Origin of the sequence: Streptomyces sp. NBC_00096, from assembly GCF_045041305.1 — a bacterium.
Classification (GTDB): domain Bacteria; phylum Actinomycetota; class Actinomycetes; order Streptomycetales; family Streptomycetaceae; genus Streptomyces.
In genome coordinates this window covers 6,150,775-6,164,554 of sequence record NZ_CP108221.1, presented here as the reverse complement: position 1 = coordinate 6,164,554, position 13,780 = coordinate 6,150,775, and the positions used below count along the sequence as shown (strand labels likewise).

The 13,780-nt window shown below is 71.9% G+C and carries 14 protein-coding genes; 8 read left to right on the top strand and 6 right to left on the bottom strand.

Going from position 1 to position 13,780, the window contains the following annotated elements; all coding sequences use genetic code 11:
* Positions 1 to 99: 99 nt before the first annotated feature.
* Together OG904_RS27350 and OG904_RS27345 are read right to left on the bottom strand one after the other, a co-directional pair.
* Positions 100 to 741, bottom strand: a complete 642-nt coding sequence (locus tag OG904_RS27350; RefSeq protein WP_405495371.1) for a hypothetical protein — start codon at positions 739 to 741, stop codon at positions 100 to 102.
* Entirely contained in the window at positions 738 to 1,169 is a 432-nt protein-coding gene (locus OG904_RS27345; protein ID WP_405495369.1) for a GNAT family N-acetyltransferase, read from the bottom strand. Before OG904_RS27345 ends, OG904_RS27350 begins: the two co-directional genes overlap by 4 nt.
* 239 nt (positions 1,170 to 1,408) lie before the next feature.
* On the opposite strand from OG904_RS27345, the gene OG904_RS27340 reads away from it, so the two are divergent.
* The 4 genes from OG904_RS27340 (at position 1,409) to purB (ending at position 6,179) form a co-directional block, all read left to right on the top strand.
* The gene (locus OG904_RS27340; RefSeq protein ID WP_405495367.1) at positions 1,409 to 2,749 is read left to right on the top strand and encodes a hemolysin family protein; all 1,341 of its coding nucleotides are present in this window, start codon (positions 1,409 to 1,411) and stop codon (positions 2,747 to 2,749) included.
* Positions 2,746 to 3,765, top strand: coding sequence for a hemolysin family protein (locus OG904_RS27335; RefSeq protein WP_405495365.1), 1,020 nt, complete (start codon positions 2,746 to 2,748; stop codon positions 3,763 to 3,765). Before OG904_RS27340 ends, OG904_RS27335 begins: the two co-directional genes overlap by 4 nt.
* An 84-nt stretch (positions 3,766 to 3,849) precedes the next feature.
* On the top strand, positions 3,850 to 4,674 hold the full coding sequence (locus OG904_RS27330; RefSeq protein ID WP_405495363.1) for an SGNH/GDSL hydrolase family protein: 825 nt from the start codon (positions 3,850 to 3,852) through the stop codon (positions 4,672 to 4,674).
* A gap of 71 nt (positions 4,675 to 4,745) precedes the next feature.
* Positions 4,746 to 6,179, top strand: coding sequence for an adenylosuccinate lyase (gene purB / locus OG904_RS27325; RefSeq protein WP_328297436.1), 1,434 nt, complete (start codon positions 4,746 to 4,748; stop codon positions 6,177 to 6,179).
* 107 nt (positions 6,180 to 6,286) lie between these two features.
* On the opposite strand, the gene OG904_RS27320 is transcribed toward purB, so the two are convergent.
* Positions 6,287 to 6,592 carry a hypothetical protein gene (locus OG904_RS27320; protein WP_405495361.1) on the bottom strand — a complete coding sequence of 102 codons (306 nt, stop codon included), beginning with the start codon at positions 6,590 to 6,592 and terminating at the stop codon, positions 6,287 to 6,289.
* A gap of 264 nt (positions 6,593 to 6,856) precedes the next feature.
* Here OG904_RS27320 and OG904_RS27315 point away from each other — a divergent pair, with 264 nt between their 5' ends.
* Positions 6,857 to 7,507 carry an HAD family hydrolase gene (locus OG904_RS27315; protein ID WP_405495359.1) on the top strand — a complete coding sequence of 217 codons (651 nt, stop codon included), beginning with the start codon at positions 6,857 to 6,859 and terminating at the stop codon, positions 7,505 to 7,507.
* Positions 7,508 to 7,617: 110 nt separating this feature from the next.
* Here OG904_RS27315 and OG904_RS27310 read toward each other — a convergent pair whose 3' ends face one another.
* Together OG904_RS27310 and OG904_RS27305 are read right to left on the bottom strand one after the other, a co-directional pair.
* On the bottom strand, positions 7,618 to 8,367 hold the full coding sequence (locus OG904_RS27310) for an ABC transporter permease (RefSeq protein WP_405495357.1): 750 nt from the start codon (positions 8,365 to 8,367) through the stop codon (positions 7,618 to 7,620).
* 47 nt (positions 8,368 to 8,414) lie between these two features.
* Positions 8,415 to 9,326, bottom strand: a complete 912-nt coding sequence (locus tag OG904_RS27305; RefSeq protein ID WP_405495355.1) for an ATP-binding cassette domain-containing protein — start codon at positions 9,324 to 9,326, stop codon at positions 8,415 to 8,417.
* Between the two features lie 108 nt (positions 9,327 to 9,434).
* On the opposite strand from OG904_RS27305, the gene OG904_RS27300 reads away from it, so the two are divergent.
* From OG904_RS27300 to OG904_RS27290, 3 genes are all read left to right on the top strand, one after another.
* A complete protein-coding gene (locus OG904_RS27300; RefSeq protein WP_405495353.1) occupies positions 9,435 to 10,628 on the top strand; it encodes a sensor histidine kinase in 1,194 nt (397 codons plus the stop codon).
* A 4-nt stretch (positions 10,629 to 10,632) separates the two neighbouring features.
* A complete protein-coding gene (locus OG904_RS27295) occupies positions 10,633 to 11,283 on the top strand; it encodes a response regulator (RefSeq protein WP_405495351.1) in 651 nt (216 codons plus the stop codon).
* A gap of 167 nt (positions 11,284 to 11,450) precedes the next feature.
* Complete coding sequence (locus OG904_RS27290; RefSeq protein WP_405495349.1) at positions 11,451 to 12,608, top strand: ROK family transcriptional regulator; 1,158 nt, start codon at positions 11,451 to 11,453, stop codon at positions 12,606 to 12,608.
* A gap of 252 nt (positions 12,609 to 12,860) precedes the next feature.
* Here the strand turns inward: OG904_RS27290 and OG904_RS27285 are convergent, their stop codons facing one another.
* Positions 12,861 to 13,619 (bottom strand): GntR family transcriptional regulator, encoded by a 759-nt coding sequence (locus OG904_RS27285; protein ID WP_405495347.1) that lies wholly within the window; start codon positions 13,617 to 13,619, stop codon positions 12,861 to 12,863.
* Between the last annotated feature and the right edge of the window lie 161 nt (positions 13,620 to 13,780).

The window sequence follows — 13,780 nt, the reverse complement described above, 5'->3', positions numbered from 1 at the left end:
CGCCCCTCCGGATGACCGGCCCTCCGCATGGCCGGCTCTCCGCATGACCGGCCCTTCACATGGCCGCCTGTCAGCCCGCGGCGGGCCGTCCCGCGCGGGTCAGTGGCCTCCGCGTGGTTCGAGGCAGCCGCCCTCCACGTAGACCCCGTGCGCCTTGACGCTCACGGGCGGGCCCAGCCGGCCCGTCACGCACGGACCGCTCTCGGGAACCGACAGGACGAACGAGACGTTGACCGACCCGGATCCGTAGACACCGCCGCTGTCGAACCCGTACCCCAGCCCCATCAGGAGCGCACGGAGCTCGTCCACCGTGTGCGGCGCGCCCTTCCCGCCGGAGCCGCCCGTCAAGGCCGCCCGGATCCGCGCGGCGTGCGCGTCGCCGCGGCACCTGGCCGCGGGGCCGAGCTCGGCCTGCTGCTTGTAGGCGTGGTTCTCCGCGTACTTGCCCGCCTCGGGATCCGTGGGCAGCGCACCCGGCGCACCCGTGGCCGCCGGCGTCTCCGTGGTTTTCGGCGCGCCCTGGTCCGCGCAGCGCGCCGCGATCTCGGGGAACAGCTTGTCGTGCCGCGCGACCGCGGCCGCCGCCTGGGCCGCGTAGTCCACGGAGGGGGTCACCGAGGGCGCCGGCGGCCCCTGCGCGCCGCCGGCCCCCGCCACCTTCGTACCGCAGCCGGTCAGCGCGAGCAGTCCCGCGGCGAGGAGGAGGGGCAGAGCGGCGGCCGGGGTGCTGCGGTGCGTCACGGGGTCTGCGCCAGCGGCTTGACCCAGCGCGTCCAGTGGTCCTCGGGGTGGTAGCCGCCGGCTTCCCAGGCCCGCTGGCCCCGTTCGTTGCGGTTGAGCACCATCGCGTCCGCGCGCCGCCCGCCGAGCTCCTCGAACCGCTCCTCGGCTGCGGCCAGCAGGGCCGAGTCGATCCCCTGGCGGCGCCGGTCCGGGTGCACGGCGAGCCGGTACAGGTGGCACCGCCAGCCGTCGAACCCGGCGATGACCGCACCCACGAGCTCGCCGTCCCTGCGGGCGAGCAGCAGCGCCCGCGGGTCGCGGGCGTGCAGGCGCTCGACACCCGCGAGGTCGTCGCTGATGCTCGTACCCTCGGCAGCGGCCTTCCAGAAGTCGAGGACGGCCGGAAGATCGGCCGCGGACGCGGGTTCGATGTAAAGATCGTTCATGCGCGGATCCCATCACGGCCCCATGGGCGGGGTCCACCGAAAAGACGATCCGATCACTTTGCCCTTCCTTTACCATGTAAGCATCTGTCCCACTCTGCGTGTCCCTCTTCGAACGAAAGGTGTGAGCGTCCGCCCATGGGCGAGCCTCCCAGTCCCCATCCCTCCCCAGTCCCCTCCCGCCCGCGACGCCGCGCGGCACCCTCCCTCCTGGCCGATCATGGGACGGAGGTGAACGACCGATGACCGAAGTGCTCCTGCTCGTCGTGGCGCTGCTGCTCTGCCTTGCCTGCGGCGTCTTCGTCGCGGCCGAGTTCTCGCTGACCACCATCGAGCGCAGCGAGCTGGAGCGGGCCGCCGAGCGCGGCGAGCGCGGCGCGGACAGCGCCCTGGCCGCCGTCCGCAGCCTGACCTTCCAGCTCTCCGGTGCCCAGCTCGGCATCACGGTGACCGGCCTGGTCATCGGCATGATCTCCAAGCCCTCGATCTCCGCCCTGCTCAAGGGGCCCTTCGAGGCCATGGGCCTGTCCGCCGGCGCCGCGTCCTCGACCGCGCTGATCCTCGGCACCGTGCTGTCGACCGTCGTCCTGATGGTCGTGGGTGAGCTGGTGCCCAAGAACTGGGCGATCTCCTCGCCGCTGGCCGTCGCCAAGCGCGTCGCCACCACCCAGCGGATCTTCAGCCGCGCCTTCCGGCCGCTCATCAGCCATCTGAACACCACGGCCAACCACATGGTCCGCAGGTTCGGCATGGAGCCCGCCGAGGAGCTCGCCTCGGCGCGCACCCCGCAGGAGCTCGTGGCCCTGGCCCGGCACTCCGCGAAGGCGGGCGCCCTGGAGAAGGACACCGCCGAACTGTTCGTGCGGACCCTGAACCTCGCCGACCTGACCGCGGAGAACGTCATGACCCCGCGCGTCCAGGTCACCGCCCTCGACGTGCAGACCACCGCCGAGGACGTGGCGAACGCCACGCTCGCCACCGGTCTCTCCCGCTTCCCCGTCTACCGGGGCAGCCTCGACACCGTCGTCGGCACCGTCCACATCAAGGACGTACTGGCGCTGCCCGCCGAGGAGCGGCACCGCACCCCGGTGTCGCAGCTGCTGCGCGAGCCCCTCCTCGTACCGGAATCCCTGACCGTGGACCGGCTGCTGGACCGGCTGTCCGGCAAGCAGACCATGGCCGTGGTCATCGACGAGTACGGCGGCACGGCCGGTGTGGCCACGCTGGAGGACATCGTCGAGGAGGTAGTCGGCGAGGTCCGCGACGAGCACGACCCGCACGAGACCCCCGACCTGGCCCCCGCCGGGGAGGACGCCTCCGGGCGGTCGCTCTTCTCCGCGGACGGCTCCGCGCGCACCGACCAGCTCCAGCGGATCGGCCTGCGCGTGCCGGACGGTCCGTACGAGACGCTGGCCGGTCTGATAGCGACCCAGCTGGGGCGGATCCCGCTGGTCGGCGACAGCCTGGAGCTCGACGGCTGGCGGCTGGACGTGGTGGACGCGAGTGGGCGGCGGGCCGCGCGGGTGCTGTTGCACGTGCCGGTCGAACCGACCCGTGACGACGGTACGGAGGAGGCCCGATGACTGCCGTCCAGTTGCTGATCGGCCTGGCGACCCTCGTCGTCAACGCCTTCTTCGTCGGCGCGGAGTTCGCGCTGATCTCGGTCCGGCGCAGCCAGATCGAGCCGTACGCCGAGCAGGGCGACCGCAGGGCGCGCGCCGTGCTGTGGGGCCTGGAGCACGTGTCGGCGCTCATGGCTGCGGCCCAGCTGGGCATCACGCTGTGCACCCTGGTGCTGGGCGTGGTGGCCGAACCGGCCATCGCGCACCTGCTGACCCCGGCGTTCGACTTCTTCGGGGTGCCGTCCGGGCTGACGCACGCGATCTCCTTCGTGGTGGCGCTGGCGCTGGCCACGTACCTGCACATGCTCTTCGGCGAGATGCTGCCGAAGAACGTGGCGCTGGCCGAGCCGGTGCGGACCGCACTGCTGCTGGGCCCGCCGCTGGTGACCCTGACCCGGGGGCTGCGACCGGTGATCTTCGCGATCAACGCCTTCGCCAACGCCCTGCTGCGCCTGCTGCGGGTGGAGGTCAAGGACGAGGTCGCGGCGACCTTCTCGGACGACGAGCTGGCCCGCATCGTCAAGGACTCCAGCAACGCGGGGCTCATCGACGACCGCGCGCGCGAGCGGCTGCACGACGCCCTGGAGCTGGGGCGGCGGCCGGTGACCGATGTGGTGCTGTCTGCGGACCGGGTGGTTCCGGCCCGCGAGGGCATCACGCCGGCCGGGCTGGAACAGCTGTCGGCGGAGTCGGGGTACTCCCGTTTCCCGATGATCGACGCGCAGCACCGGATCCTGGGATACCTGCACGTCAAGGACGCCCTGGACGCGGCGGAGCGGGACGAGCCGTTCCCGGTGACCGCACTGCGGCCGATCGCGCAGGTGCGGGCGGAGACCCCGCTGGACGACGTGCTGACCGCGATGCGGCGCAGTCGTACGCACTTGGCGGCGGTGCTCGGACCGGACGGGGCCATGACGGGCCTGGTCACGATGGAGGACGTGCTGCGCGAGCTGTTCGGCAGGCCGGCCTCGGCCTAGGCCGTCTCTTTCGGATCTTGCCGGGCCCGGTGCCCCGGTCCCGCCTGCGGGACCGGGGCACCGGGCGGTAACATCGCTCCCGCCATGGAGATGAATGCGTCTTACACCAGTTTCGTCGCGGTCGGCGACTCCTTCACCGAGGGCATGTCGGACCTGCTTCCCGACGGCTCCTACCGGGGCTGGGCCGATCTGCTCGCCGACCGCCTCGCCGCGCGCGAGCCCGGCTTCCGCTACGCGAACCTCGCGGTCCGCGGCAAGCTGATCGGGCAGATCGCCGGGGAGCAGGCTCCCGCGGCCGCCGCGATGGGCGCCGATGTGGTCACCCTGGTCGGCGGGCTCAACGACACCCTGCGGCCCAAGGTCGACATGGGCCGGGTCCGCGGACACCTGGAGGAGGCCGTCGGACTGCTGGCCCCCTCCTGCAAGACGCTGGTCCTGATGCGCTCCCCGGGCCGCAACGGCCCCGTGATGGAACGTTTCCGCCCACGCATGGAGGAGCTCTTCGTCATCATCGACGAGCTCGCCGCCCGCCACGGCGCCCTCGTGGTCGACCTGTACGGGTCCGCCGCGCTCGGCGATCAGCGGATGTGGGACGTGGACCGGCTGCACCTGACGGCCGAAGGCCACCGCAGGGTCGCGGAGGCGGTCTGGCAGACGCTGGGCCTGCCGCCCGAGGCGGACTGGCGCACCGAGCTCCCGCCCGCCGCCGTGCCGGGCTGGGCCGCCCGCCGCGCGCAGGACCTCAGCTTCGCGCGGCAGCACCTGCTCCCGTGGGTCGGCCGCCGCCTGACGGGCCGCTCCAGCGGGGACGGCCGTCCGGCCAAGCGCCCGGAGCTGCTGCCGCACGAGGCCCCGGCGGGCGACCACCCCGCCCAGGCCGACCCTTCCGGGCCCCGCCGGCTCTCGTAGCAAGGCACAATCCCGGACGGGGTCCCTACCTGCGTAAACACACAGCCGCGGCCCAAGTAGAATCCCTACACGTGACTGCCAAGCCCCGCATCCCCAATGTCCTGGCCGGCCGCTACGCCTCTGCGGAGCTCGCCGTCCTGTGGTCCCCCGAGTACAAGGTGACGCTGGAGCGGCGGCTGTGGCTCGCCGTGCTCCGCGCCCAGAAGGACCTCGGCATCGAGGTCCCCGACGCGGCCCTCGCCGACTACGAGCGCGTCCTTGAGACCGTCGACCTCGCCTCCATCGCCGAGCGCGAGAAGGTCACCCGGCACGACGTGAAGGCCCGCATCGAGGAGTTCAACGCCCTCGCCGGCCACGAGCACGTCCATAAGGGCATGACCTCGCGCGACCTCACCGAGAACGTCGAGCAGCTCCAGATCCGGCTCTCGCTGGAACTGGCCCGGGACCGTACGGTCGCCGTCCTCGCCCGCCTGGGCAAGCTGGCCGGCGAGCACGCCGAGCTGGTCATGGCAGGTCGCTCCCACAACGTCGCCGCGCAGGCGACCACCCTGGGCAAGCGCTTCGCCACCGCGGCCGACGAGCTGCTGGTCGCTTACGGCCGTCTGGAAGACCTGCTGACCCGCTACCCGCTGCGCGGCATCAAGGGCCCGGTCGGCACCTCTCAGGACATGCTGGACCTGCTCGGCGGCGACGCCGCGAAGCTGGCCGACCTCGAGCAGCGGATCGCCGCCCACCTCGGCTTCGGCCAGGCCTTCACCTCGGTCGGCCAGGTCTACCCGCGTTCGCTCGACTACGACGTGGTCACCGCCCTGGTGCAGCTGGCCGCCGCTCCGTCCTCGATCGCCAAGACGATCCGCCTGATGGCCGGCCACGAGCTGGTCACCGAGGGCTTCAAGCCCGGCCAGGTCGGTTCGTCCGCGATGCCGCACAAGATGAACACCCGCTCCTGCGAGCGCGTGAACGGCCTGATGGTCATCCTGCGCGGCTACGCCTCGATGACCGGCGAGCTGGCCGGCGACCAGTGGAACGAGGGCGACGTCTCCTGCTCCGTGGTCCGCCGGGTCGCCCTGCCCGACGCGTTCTTCGCGCTCGACGGCCTGATGGAGACCTTCCTGACGGTCCTCGACGAGTTCGGCGCCTTCCCGGCCGTGGTCGCCCGCGAGCTGGACCGCTACCTGCCCTTCCTCGCCACCACCAAGGTCCTCATGGGCGCCGTGCGGGCCGGGGTGGGCCGCGAGGCCGCCCACGAGGTCATCAAGGAGCACGCGGTGGCCTCCGCCCTCGCCATGCGTGAGCAGGGCGCGGAGCGCAACGAGCTGCTCGACAAGCTGGCCGCCGACGAGCGGATGCCGCTGGACCGGGCCCAGCTGGACGCCCTGATGGCCGACAAGCTGTCCTTCACGGGCGCGGCGGGCGACCAGGTCGCCGCGGTGGTCTCGCGCATCGAGGAGATCACCAAGGAGCACCCCGAGGCCGCGGGCTACACCCCGGGGTCGATCCTCTGACCCCCGGACACCCCCAGAAGTACTGAACGCCGCCCGCGACCGTGTCCTCCCGGACCTGATCGCGGGCGGTCTTCGCATGCTCCTCCGTGCCGAATTCCGCCGCCCCCTCAGCCGATCACCCGCACCGACTGAGGGCCGCCGACATAGGACACTCCGCGGCCGGGGACCAAGGTCGTGACGAAGGTGTTGCAGCTCGTGTCGAGGTAGATGCTCACGCGCTTGTTCGTCTCGTTGGTGACGTTGGTCGCCCGCACCTGGAGTGTGAGACAGACGTTGTCCGGCGGATTGGTGATGTCGAATTCCTGGCCGCCGGCACTGAAGTACCGGATCGTTCCCGATGCGGCCTGCGCATTGGTGGCCAGGCCCGTGACCAGCACGGCTGCAGTGCCAACCGTCAGGCTGAGCCTGCCCAAGCGTGCGAGTGCATGACGGAGACGCATGGAGAATTCCCTTCCTCGTAACCAGAGTTCGAGCCTCTTAACGATCACCCGTCCAATCGCTTCGCCGGAAGCCCATTCAGTCGAATGCAGCAAGAAGAATCGTTCACGTGTCCGGAGACACCGACCGAATGGACCCAAGCCCACCGTGCCCATGGGGCGGTGTCCGCTTCTGGGCGCTGCCCAACCCCCTTGGTCTCAACGCCCGCTCCAGGCCGTCGATCCGTCTACCATCCGAGGATGATCATCAAGCCGATCGAACTCGTGATATTCGACTGCGACGGGGTTCTCGTCGACAGCGAACGGATCGCCGCCCGTGTCCAGGTCGCCCTGGGAGCGGAGTTCGGCTGGCCGCTCACCGAAGCCGAGGTCGTCGACCGGTTCATCGGGCGTTCCTCCGCCTCCATCCGCGAACAGATCGCCGAACGACTCGGTGCCGATGCGGCCGCTCTCTGGTGGGAGCGGTTCGAGGAACTCCACCGGGAGGCGGTGGACTCCGGGCTGTCTCCGGTCGAGGGGCTGCCGGAGGCGCTCGACGTGATCGATCTGCCGACCTGTGTCGCCTCCAGCGGCTCGCACGAGAAGATGCGCCACACCCTCGGCCGCACCGGCCTCTACGAGCGCTTCGCCGGGCGTATCCACAGCGCGACCGAGGTCTCCCGCGGCAAGCCGGCCCCGGACCTCTTCCTGTACGCCGCACGGCGGATGGGTGTGGACCCCGCCGCTTGCGCGGTCGTCGAGGACAGCCGTCCCGGCGTCCAGGCGGCCCGCGCCGCCGGGATGCGAGCCTTCGGCTACGCCGGCGGGCTGACCCCCGCCTCGCAGCTCGAAGGCCCCGGAACCCTCGTCTTCCACCACATGCGCGAGCTCTCCGCCCTGCTCACCGGGTGATGCCCCCACGACCCACCGGCAGCCCGTAGCCGGCAGGCGGTCCGGTGCTAGGCCGCCTCTTTCGGATCTTGCCGGGCCCGCGACGCCTGGCAAGATCCGAAAGAGACGGCCTAGGCGTCGCGCCCTCGCACCGATATCCATCCGCCGATCACCGCGACCAGTGCCCACAGGGCGAGTACCCCGAGACCGGTCCAGGGAGCGAGGCCCGTCGACGTGTCCAGGCGCATCATCATCTGCCCCGCACGGTCCGGCAGGTACTGGGCGACGCCTTCGGAAGCCGCGCCGAGTACGAACGACACGATCAGGGTGAGGGGTATGAGCAGGCTCAGGACCACCGTGGCACTGCGCAGCACCGCCGTCAGCCCGGCCGCCAGCAGAGCCATCAGCGTGAGGTACGCGCCGCAGCCGAAGATCGCACGGTAGCTGCCCGGACTGCCCAGCTCCAGGGCATAGGGCCCCATGAACGCCTGTCCGGCGACGAAGGTGACCAGCGCGGTGAGCTGGCCGGTCAGGAAGGCGAGTCCGCCCACCACGGCCACCTTCGACAGGTAGAGCCGCGCACGGTTCGGCACCGCGGTCAGGGACGTGCGCAGGGCGCCGTTGTGGAATTCGGAGGAGAGCGCGGTGGCGCCGAAGGCGAAGGCCGCTATCTGGCCGAAGTTGAGGCTGTAGAAGGCTGCGAGGAGCGGGTCGTCCCCCATGCTGCCGGCCTCCGACTGGCCGATCATCGCGGCCGTCAGCGCCTGGATCCCCACCGTGACGGCGAAGACGGATATCAGCGCCCCGAAGGTGCCGCGCAGGGACCGTATCTTGATCCATTCCGAGTGCAGGACAGGGATGGTGGGCAGAGCGGTGCTCATGGGGAGGCCTCCTTGGAAAGGGTGGGAAGGGATGGGGAAGAGGTGGGTCAGCGGGTGGCGGCGAACTGCGCGCTGCCTGCGGTCAGATCGAGGTAGGCCTCCTCCAGCGAGGCCCGCTCGTCGACCAGTTCCAGCAGCGGGATGCCTTCGCGGGCGGCGATGGCGCCGAGTCGTTCGGCCTGTATGCCGTCCACCGTCCACCGCCCGCCTTCGGCGGTGACGAGTGCGAGGTCCTCCCGGGCCAGGGTTGCCCGGAGCCGGACCGGGTCGGTGGTGCGCAGCCGCACCCTCGGGGTGCTGCGGGCGTCGATGAACTCCTCCATCGGCATGTCGGCCAGCAGCCTGCCTTCCCCCAGCACGACCAGGTGGTCGGCGAGGATCGCGGTCTCGGTCATCAGATGGCTGGAGACCAGGACCGTGCGCCCCTCGGCGGCGAGGCCGCGCATGAGCTCGCGGATCCAGATGATGCCTTCGGGGTCGAGCCCGTTGGTCGGCTCGTCCAGGATCAGCACCTCCGGGTCTCCGAGCAGCGCGGCCGCCATCCCGAGGCGCTGGCGCATGCCCAGCGAGAAGGTCTTGATCCGGCGCTTCGCCGCCGGGGCTGTCCCCGACTGCTCCAGGACCGCCTCCACCCGGCTCATCGGGATGCGGTTGGCCGCGGCGAGGAGGCGGAGGTGGTCACGGGCGGTGCGCCCGCCGTGCGCTGACTGTGCGTCCAGGAGCGCGCCCACCCGGTGGAGGGGATCGGACAGTTCGGTGAACCGCCGGCCTCCGATGGTGGCCGTCCCGGAGGTGATCCGGTCCAGGCCGAGCAGCAGCCGCAACGTGGTCGACTTCCCGGCCCCGTTGGGCCCGAGGAATCCGGTCACGCGACCGGGCATGACATCGAAGGTGAGGTGGTCCACGGCCCGGGTCCGGCCGAATTCCTTGGTCAGTTCTCGGATCTCGATGCTGTTCATGCCTCAAGGTTCGCCGTCGGCCCCCTCCCTCTTCCTCCCCCGAGCGAGGGTTCCTTCTCCCCCACGTGGGGGAGCCGCCGCGCCTCCCCTGCCTGCAACGATGAGGGGATGCACCGACTGTTCCGCGCCGCGCTCCGACCAGTGACCTATTCACGCTGGGTGCATCTGTGCGCGCCCATCCTGATGCTGGCCGTATGGATGTTCATAGCGCCCGAGGCCCCGTGGGTGCCGCTGCTCATCGTCATACCGATGGGACTCCTGCCTTGGATGCGGCTGGCCGAGGGGCTCCAGGCGCAGTTCCTCCTCGCTCCGCCCGCGCGCAACGCCCAGGGCAACGAGGAAGCCGAGGAGCACAATTTCAGCACCATCGCCTCCAGGGGCTGGAGCGACCGCTGGCGGACCTTGATGTGGCTGGAGATACGGCTCGTCGTTTCGCTGGCCGCCATGGCCGCCACGGTGTGGCTGCCGGTGCTCACGGTCCAGCTGGTCACGACCGCGCTCGGCGGGACGGTCACCGAGGACAGGCTGGTGCCGGCCTCCCTCCCCTCCTGGGCGGCGTGGCTGCTGGCTCCGCTGCCGCTCGTCCTGTTGCTCGTCGCCGTGGTCCTGCTCGGCGACATGATCACTGCCATCGCCCGCCGACTGCTGGGACCCTCGCCGTCGGAGCGGCTGACCGCGCTGGAGGTGCGGACCGAGCAGCTGCTGGAACGCACCCGCATCGCGCGGGAGCTGCACGACTCGATCGGCCACGCGCTGACCGTGGCGGTCGTCCAGGCGGGGGCCGCGCGCGCGGCGGGCGACCCGGAGTTCACGGACCGCGCGCTGTGCGCGATCGAGGAGACGGGCCGGGCCGCGCTGGAGGACCTGGAGCGGGTGCTGCTCGTCCTGCGGGAGTCCAGCCAGCGGCCGTCCCAGCGGCCGACGCTGGCGGAGGCCGACCGGCTGTTCGAGTCGGCCCGCGCCTCCGGCGCCGTCGTCGACGCAGAACTGCTGGGCCCGCTGGAGCAGTTGCCCGGCCCGGTCACCCAGGAGGGTTACCGGATCCTCCAGGAGGCGCTCACCAATGTGCTGCGGCACTGCGGCCCCGTGCCGGTGCGGGTACGGATCGGCATGGTCGCCGACCGGCTGGACCTGGAGGTGACGAATCCGGTGCCGGACCGGCCCTCCGTCATGACCGGCAGCGGGAGCGGACTGCGCGGAATGCGGGAGCGTGCCGCACTGCTCGGCGGGGAGGCCGAGACCGGCCTGTACAAGGGGGGTTGGAGGGTGCGCGCGCGGCTCCCGCTGGAGCGAATACGCTGACCGGATGCCGGTTACCGTACTGCTCGTCGACGACGAACCCCTGGTGCGCGCGGGTCTGCGCGCCGTCCTGGACGCCCAGCCCGACATCGAGGTGGTCGGAGAGGCCGCCGACGGCGCCTCGGTCGTCCCGCTCGTGCGGCAACTGCGGCCGGACGTCGTCGCGATGGACGTCCGGATGCCGCTGCTCGACGGAATCGAGGCGACCCGGGCGATCCTGCGGTCAGTGGACTCGCCGCCCAAGATCCTCGTGGTCACCACCTTCGAGAACGACGAGTACGTCTACCAGGCGCTGCGGGCCGGCGCGAACGGATTCCTCCTGAAGCGGGCCCGCCCGTCGGAGATCGTGCACGCGGTACGGCTGGTGGCCGAGGGTGAGACCCTGCTGTTCCCCGCGGCGGTGCGGTCGCTGGCCGCCGAGTACGGAAACCGGCAGGCCCGGACGGTGCTGGAGCGGGCGGCGCTGACCGAGCGCGAGGAGGCCGTGCTCCGGCTGATGACGAAGGGCCTGACCAACATCGAGATCGCCCGCGAGCTGATCGTGGGCACGGAGACGGTGAAGTCCCACGTCAGCGCGATCCTGGCGAAGCTGGGTGCGCGGGACCGGACCCAGGCCGTGATCACAGCGTACGAATCGGGCTTCGTCGCCCCCGCCTGACGGCAGGCTCGGCGTCACCGGAAAGCATCCGGAAAGCATTCGGCCGGGTGCACTACGGACGTGTGGGAGGAAGGGCGGATTCCGGCCGATGGGGGGCCGCTTCTCGCCGTTGCCCCTGGTCCGCAGTACGATCCGGCTGACAAGCTCGCTAGCTGGGAGGACACACGTTGGGGCAGCTGACCGGCGGGGACCCCTCTCTGCTCCGGCGGATCAACTCCGCCGTGGTGCTACGGGCACTGCGCGCGGCCGAGTCGCCGACCCTCACCGACCTCACCCGGATCACCGGACTCTCCCGGCCCACCGTCGAGGGCGTCGTCGAGGGACTCATCGGCACGGGACTCGTCGTCGAAGCGGGTGCGGAGGAAGGCGCGCGGCGCCAGGGGCGCCCGGCCCGACGGTTCCGCTTCCGCGCGGAGGCGGGGCACCTGCTCGGCGTGGAGATCGGGGCGCACCGGGTCGCGGTGCTGCTGTCCGGGCTGGACGGGCGGGTGATCGGCGCCGGCACCAAGGAGGTCGCCGAGACGGCCTCCGCCGACGAGCGGCTCGAGCGGGTCCGCGGTGCGGTGGCGGACCTGCTGCGCCGGGCCGGGGTACCCCGGGACTCCCTGCGGGCGGTCGGCGTCGGCAGCCCCGGAATCGTGGAGGCCGACGGCACGGTCCGCCTCGGCACGGCCCTGCCCGGCTGGACCGGGCTGCCGCTCGGGGAACGGCTCCGCCGCTCGTTCCGCTGCCCGGTGCAGGTGGAGAACGACGCCAACGCGGCGGCGGTCGCCGAACACTGGAAGGGCGCCGCGACCGACACCGACGACATGGTCTTCGTGATGGCCGGACTCAGCCCCGGCGCGGGCTCCCTGATCGGCGGCCGCCTGCACCGCGGCTTCGGCGGGGCGGCCGGAGAGATCGGCGCGCTGCACCTGCTGGGCCGCGAGGTCACGCCGGAGAGGCTGCTGTCGACGACCGGTGAACCGCTGCACCCGCTGGACGAGCGGGCGGTCGCGGAGGTCTTCGCCATGGCCAAGCGCGGCGACGAGCGGGCCGTGGCCGCGGTGGAGCGGTTCATCCAGCGGCTGGTGCACGACGTGGCGGCGCTGGTCCTGGCGATGGATCCGGAACTGGTCGTCGTCGGCGGCTGGGCGGCCGGGATGGACGGGGTCCTCGACCCCCTGCGCCGGGAACTGGAGCGGTACTGCCTCCGCCCGCCGCGCGTGGCCCTGTCCCTGCTCGGCGAGGCGGCGGTGGCCACGGGGGCGCTGCGGCTGGCGCTGGACCACGTGGAGGAAGAGCTGTTCGCGGTGGAGAAGACCGTCACGACCCGCCGCCGCTGAGCCCTCCGGGGGCGGCACGCCTCACTCGCGGACCCGGCCGATCGCCTCCGATAGATCGGTCTTCCCGCGCCCCCGCCGCCGATCCCGTCCGGGGCGACCGTGGATTCCGCAGCGGCAGCTCCGCGCGTTCCGTGGAGGCCGCGCCCGGCCGCGCGGCCGGGCGGGCTCCACCCGCGTTCCGCGAACTGCCGCCGGACGGGCGTTGCCCCTGCCCGGCGGGGCCTTCGCGTGGTGGCGGGCCTTCTCAGCGGGTCAGGACGCCACGCGCGCGTCGTGCGTTATTTCGACGTCGCCCGAGTCGCCGAAGGTGAGGCGGCAGGTGTCGGCGCGGTAGGTGGCCACCGAGACGGCCGCCGTGCCCTGGACCGTGAAGTAGCGGGTGGTGACCAGGAGGACCGGGGCGCCGGGCAGGCGGTCCAGTTCCTTCGCGTCGTCGGCGCGGGCCGAGCCGAGCTCCACCGAGCGGTCCTGCCCGTCGAGCGTGAGCCGCTGCAGCTCGCGCATGACGGCGCGGGCGCGCGCCGGGCCGGCCGGGGCGTCGATCGCGGAGAGGCCCGGCACCGAGCCGGCCGGTACGTACAGCAGCTCGGCGGCGACGACCTGGCCCTGCTCGACGCGGGTCCGGCGCACCGCGAGGACCAGCTCGCCGGGGGCGGTTCCGAGGAGTTTCAGGACGGCGGCCGCCGGTACGGCCTCGGCCGCGTCCACGGGCTCCCACCCGTCGGTGCTCTCGCCGGGCCAGCTGTGCCGCGCGTTGCCGACGTCGACGCCCACGCGGGGCGGGGCGACGGTGGTGCCGACGCCGCGGCGGCGCTGCAGGCGGCCTTCGAGCTCCAGCTGCTCCAGGGCCTGGCGCAGGGTCGCCCGGGCGACGCCGAAACGGGCGGCGAGCTCACGCTCGTTCGGCAGGACCTCGCCCACGGCGAAATCCTGGTCGAGCGCCTCGCTGAGGACGGTCTTGAGGTGCCAGTACTTCGGCTCCGGCACCGATTCGAGCTGTGTGGTCCCCACCCTGACTCCTCCTGCAATCGCTGCACTCGCCGTGTTCCAGCGGCAGTTCCGCGCCTTTGTTTATTAAAGGTTCCTGCACTATGCCTGCGACGATAGGACGGCGCACCCCCTTGGTCAAGACCAATCCTCATCCCTTTGCCGGGCAGATCGGGCATATGTAT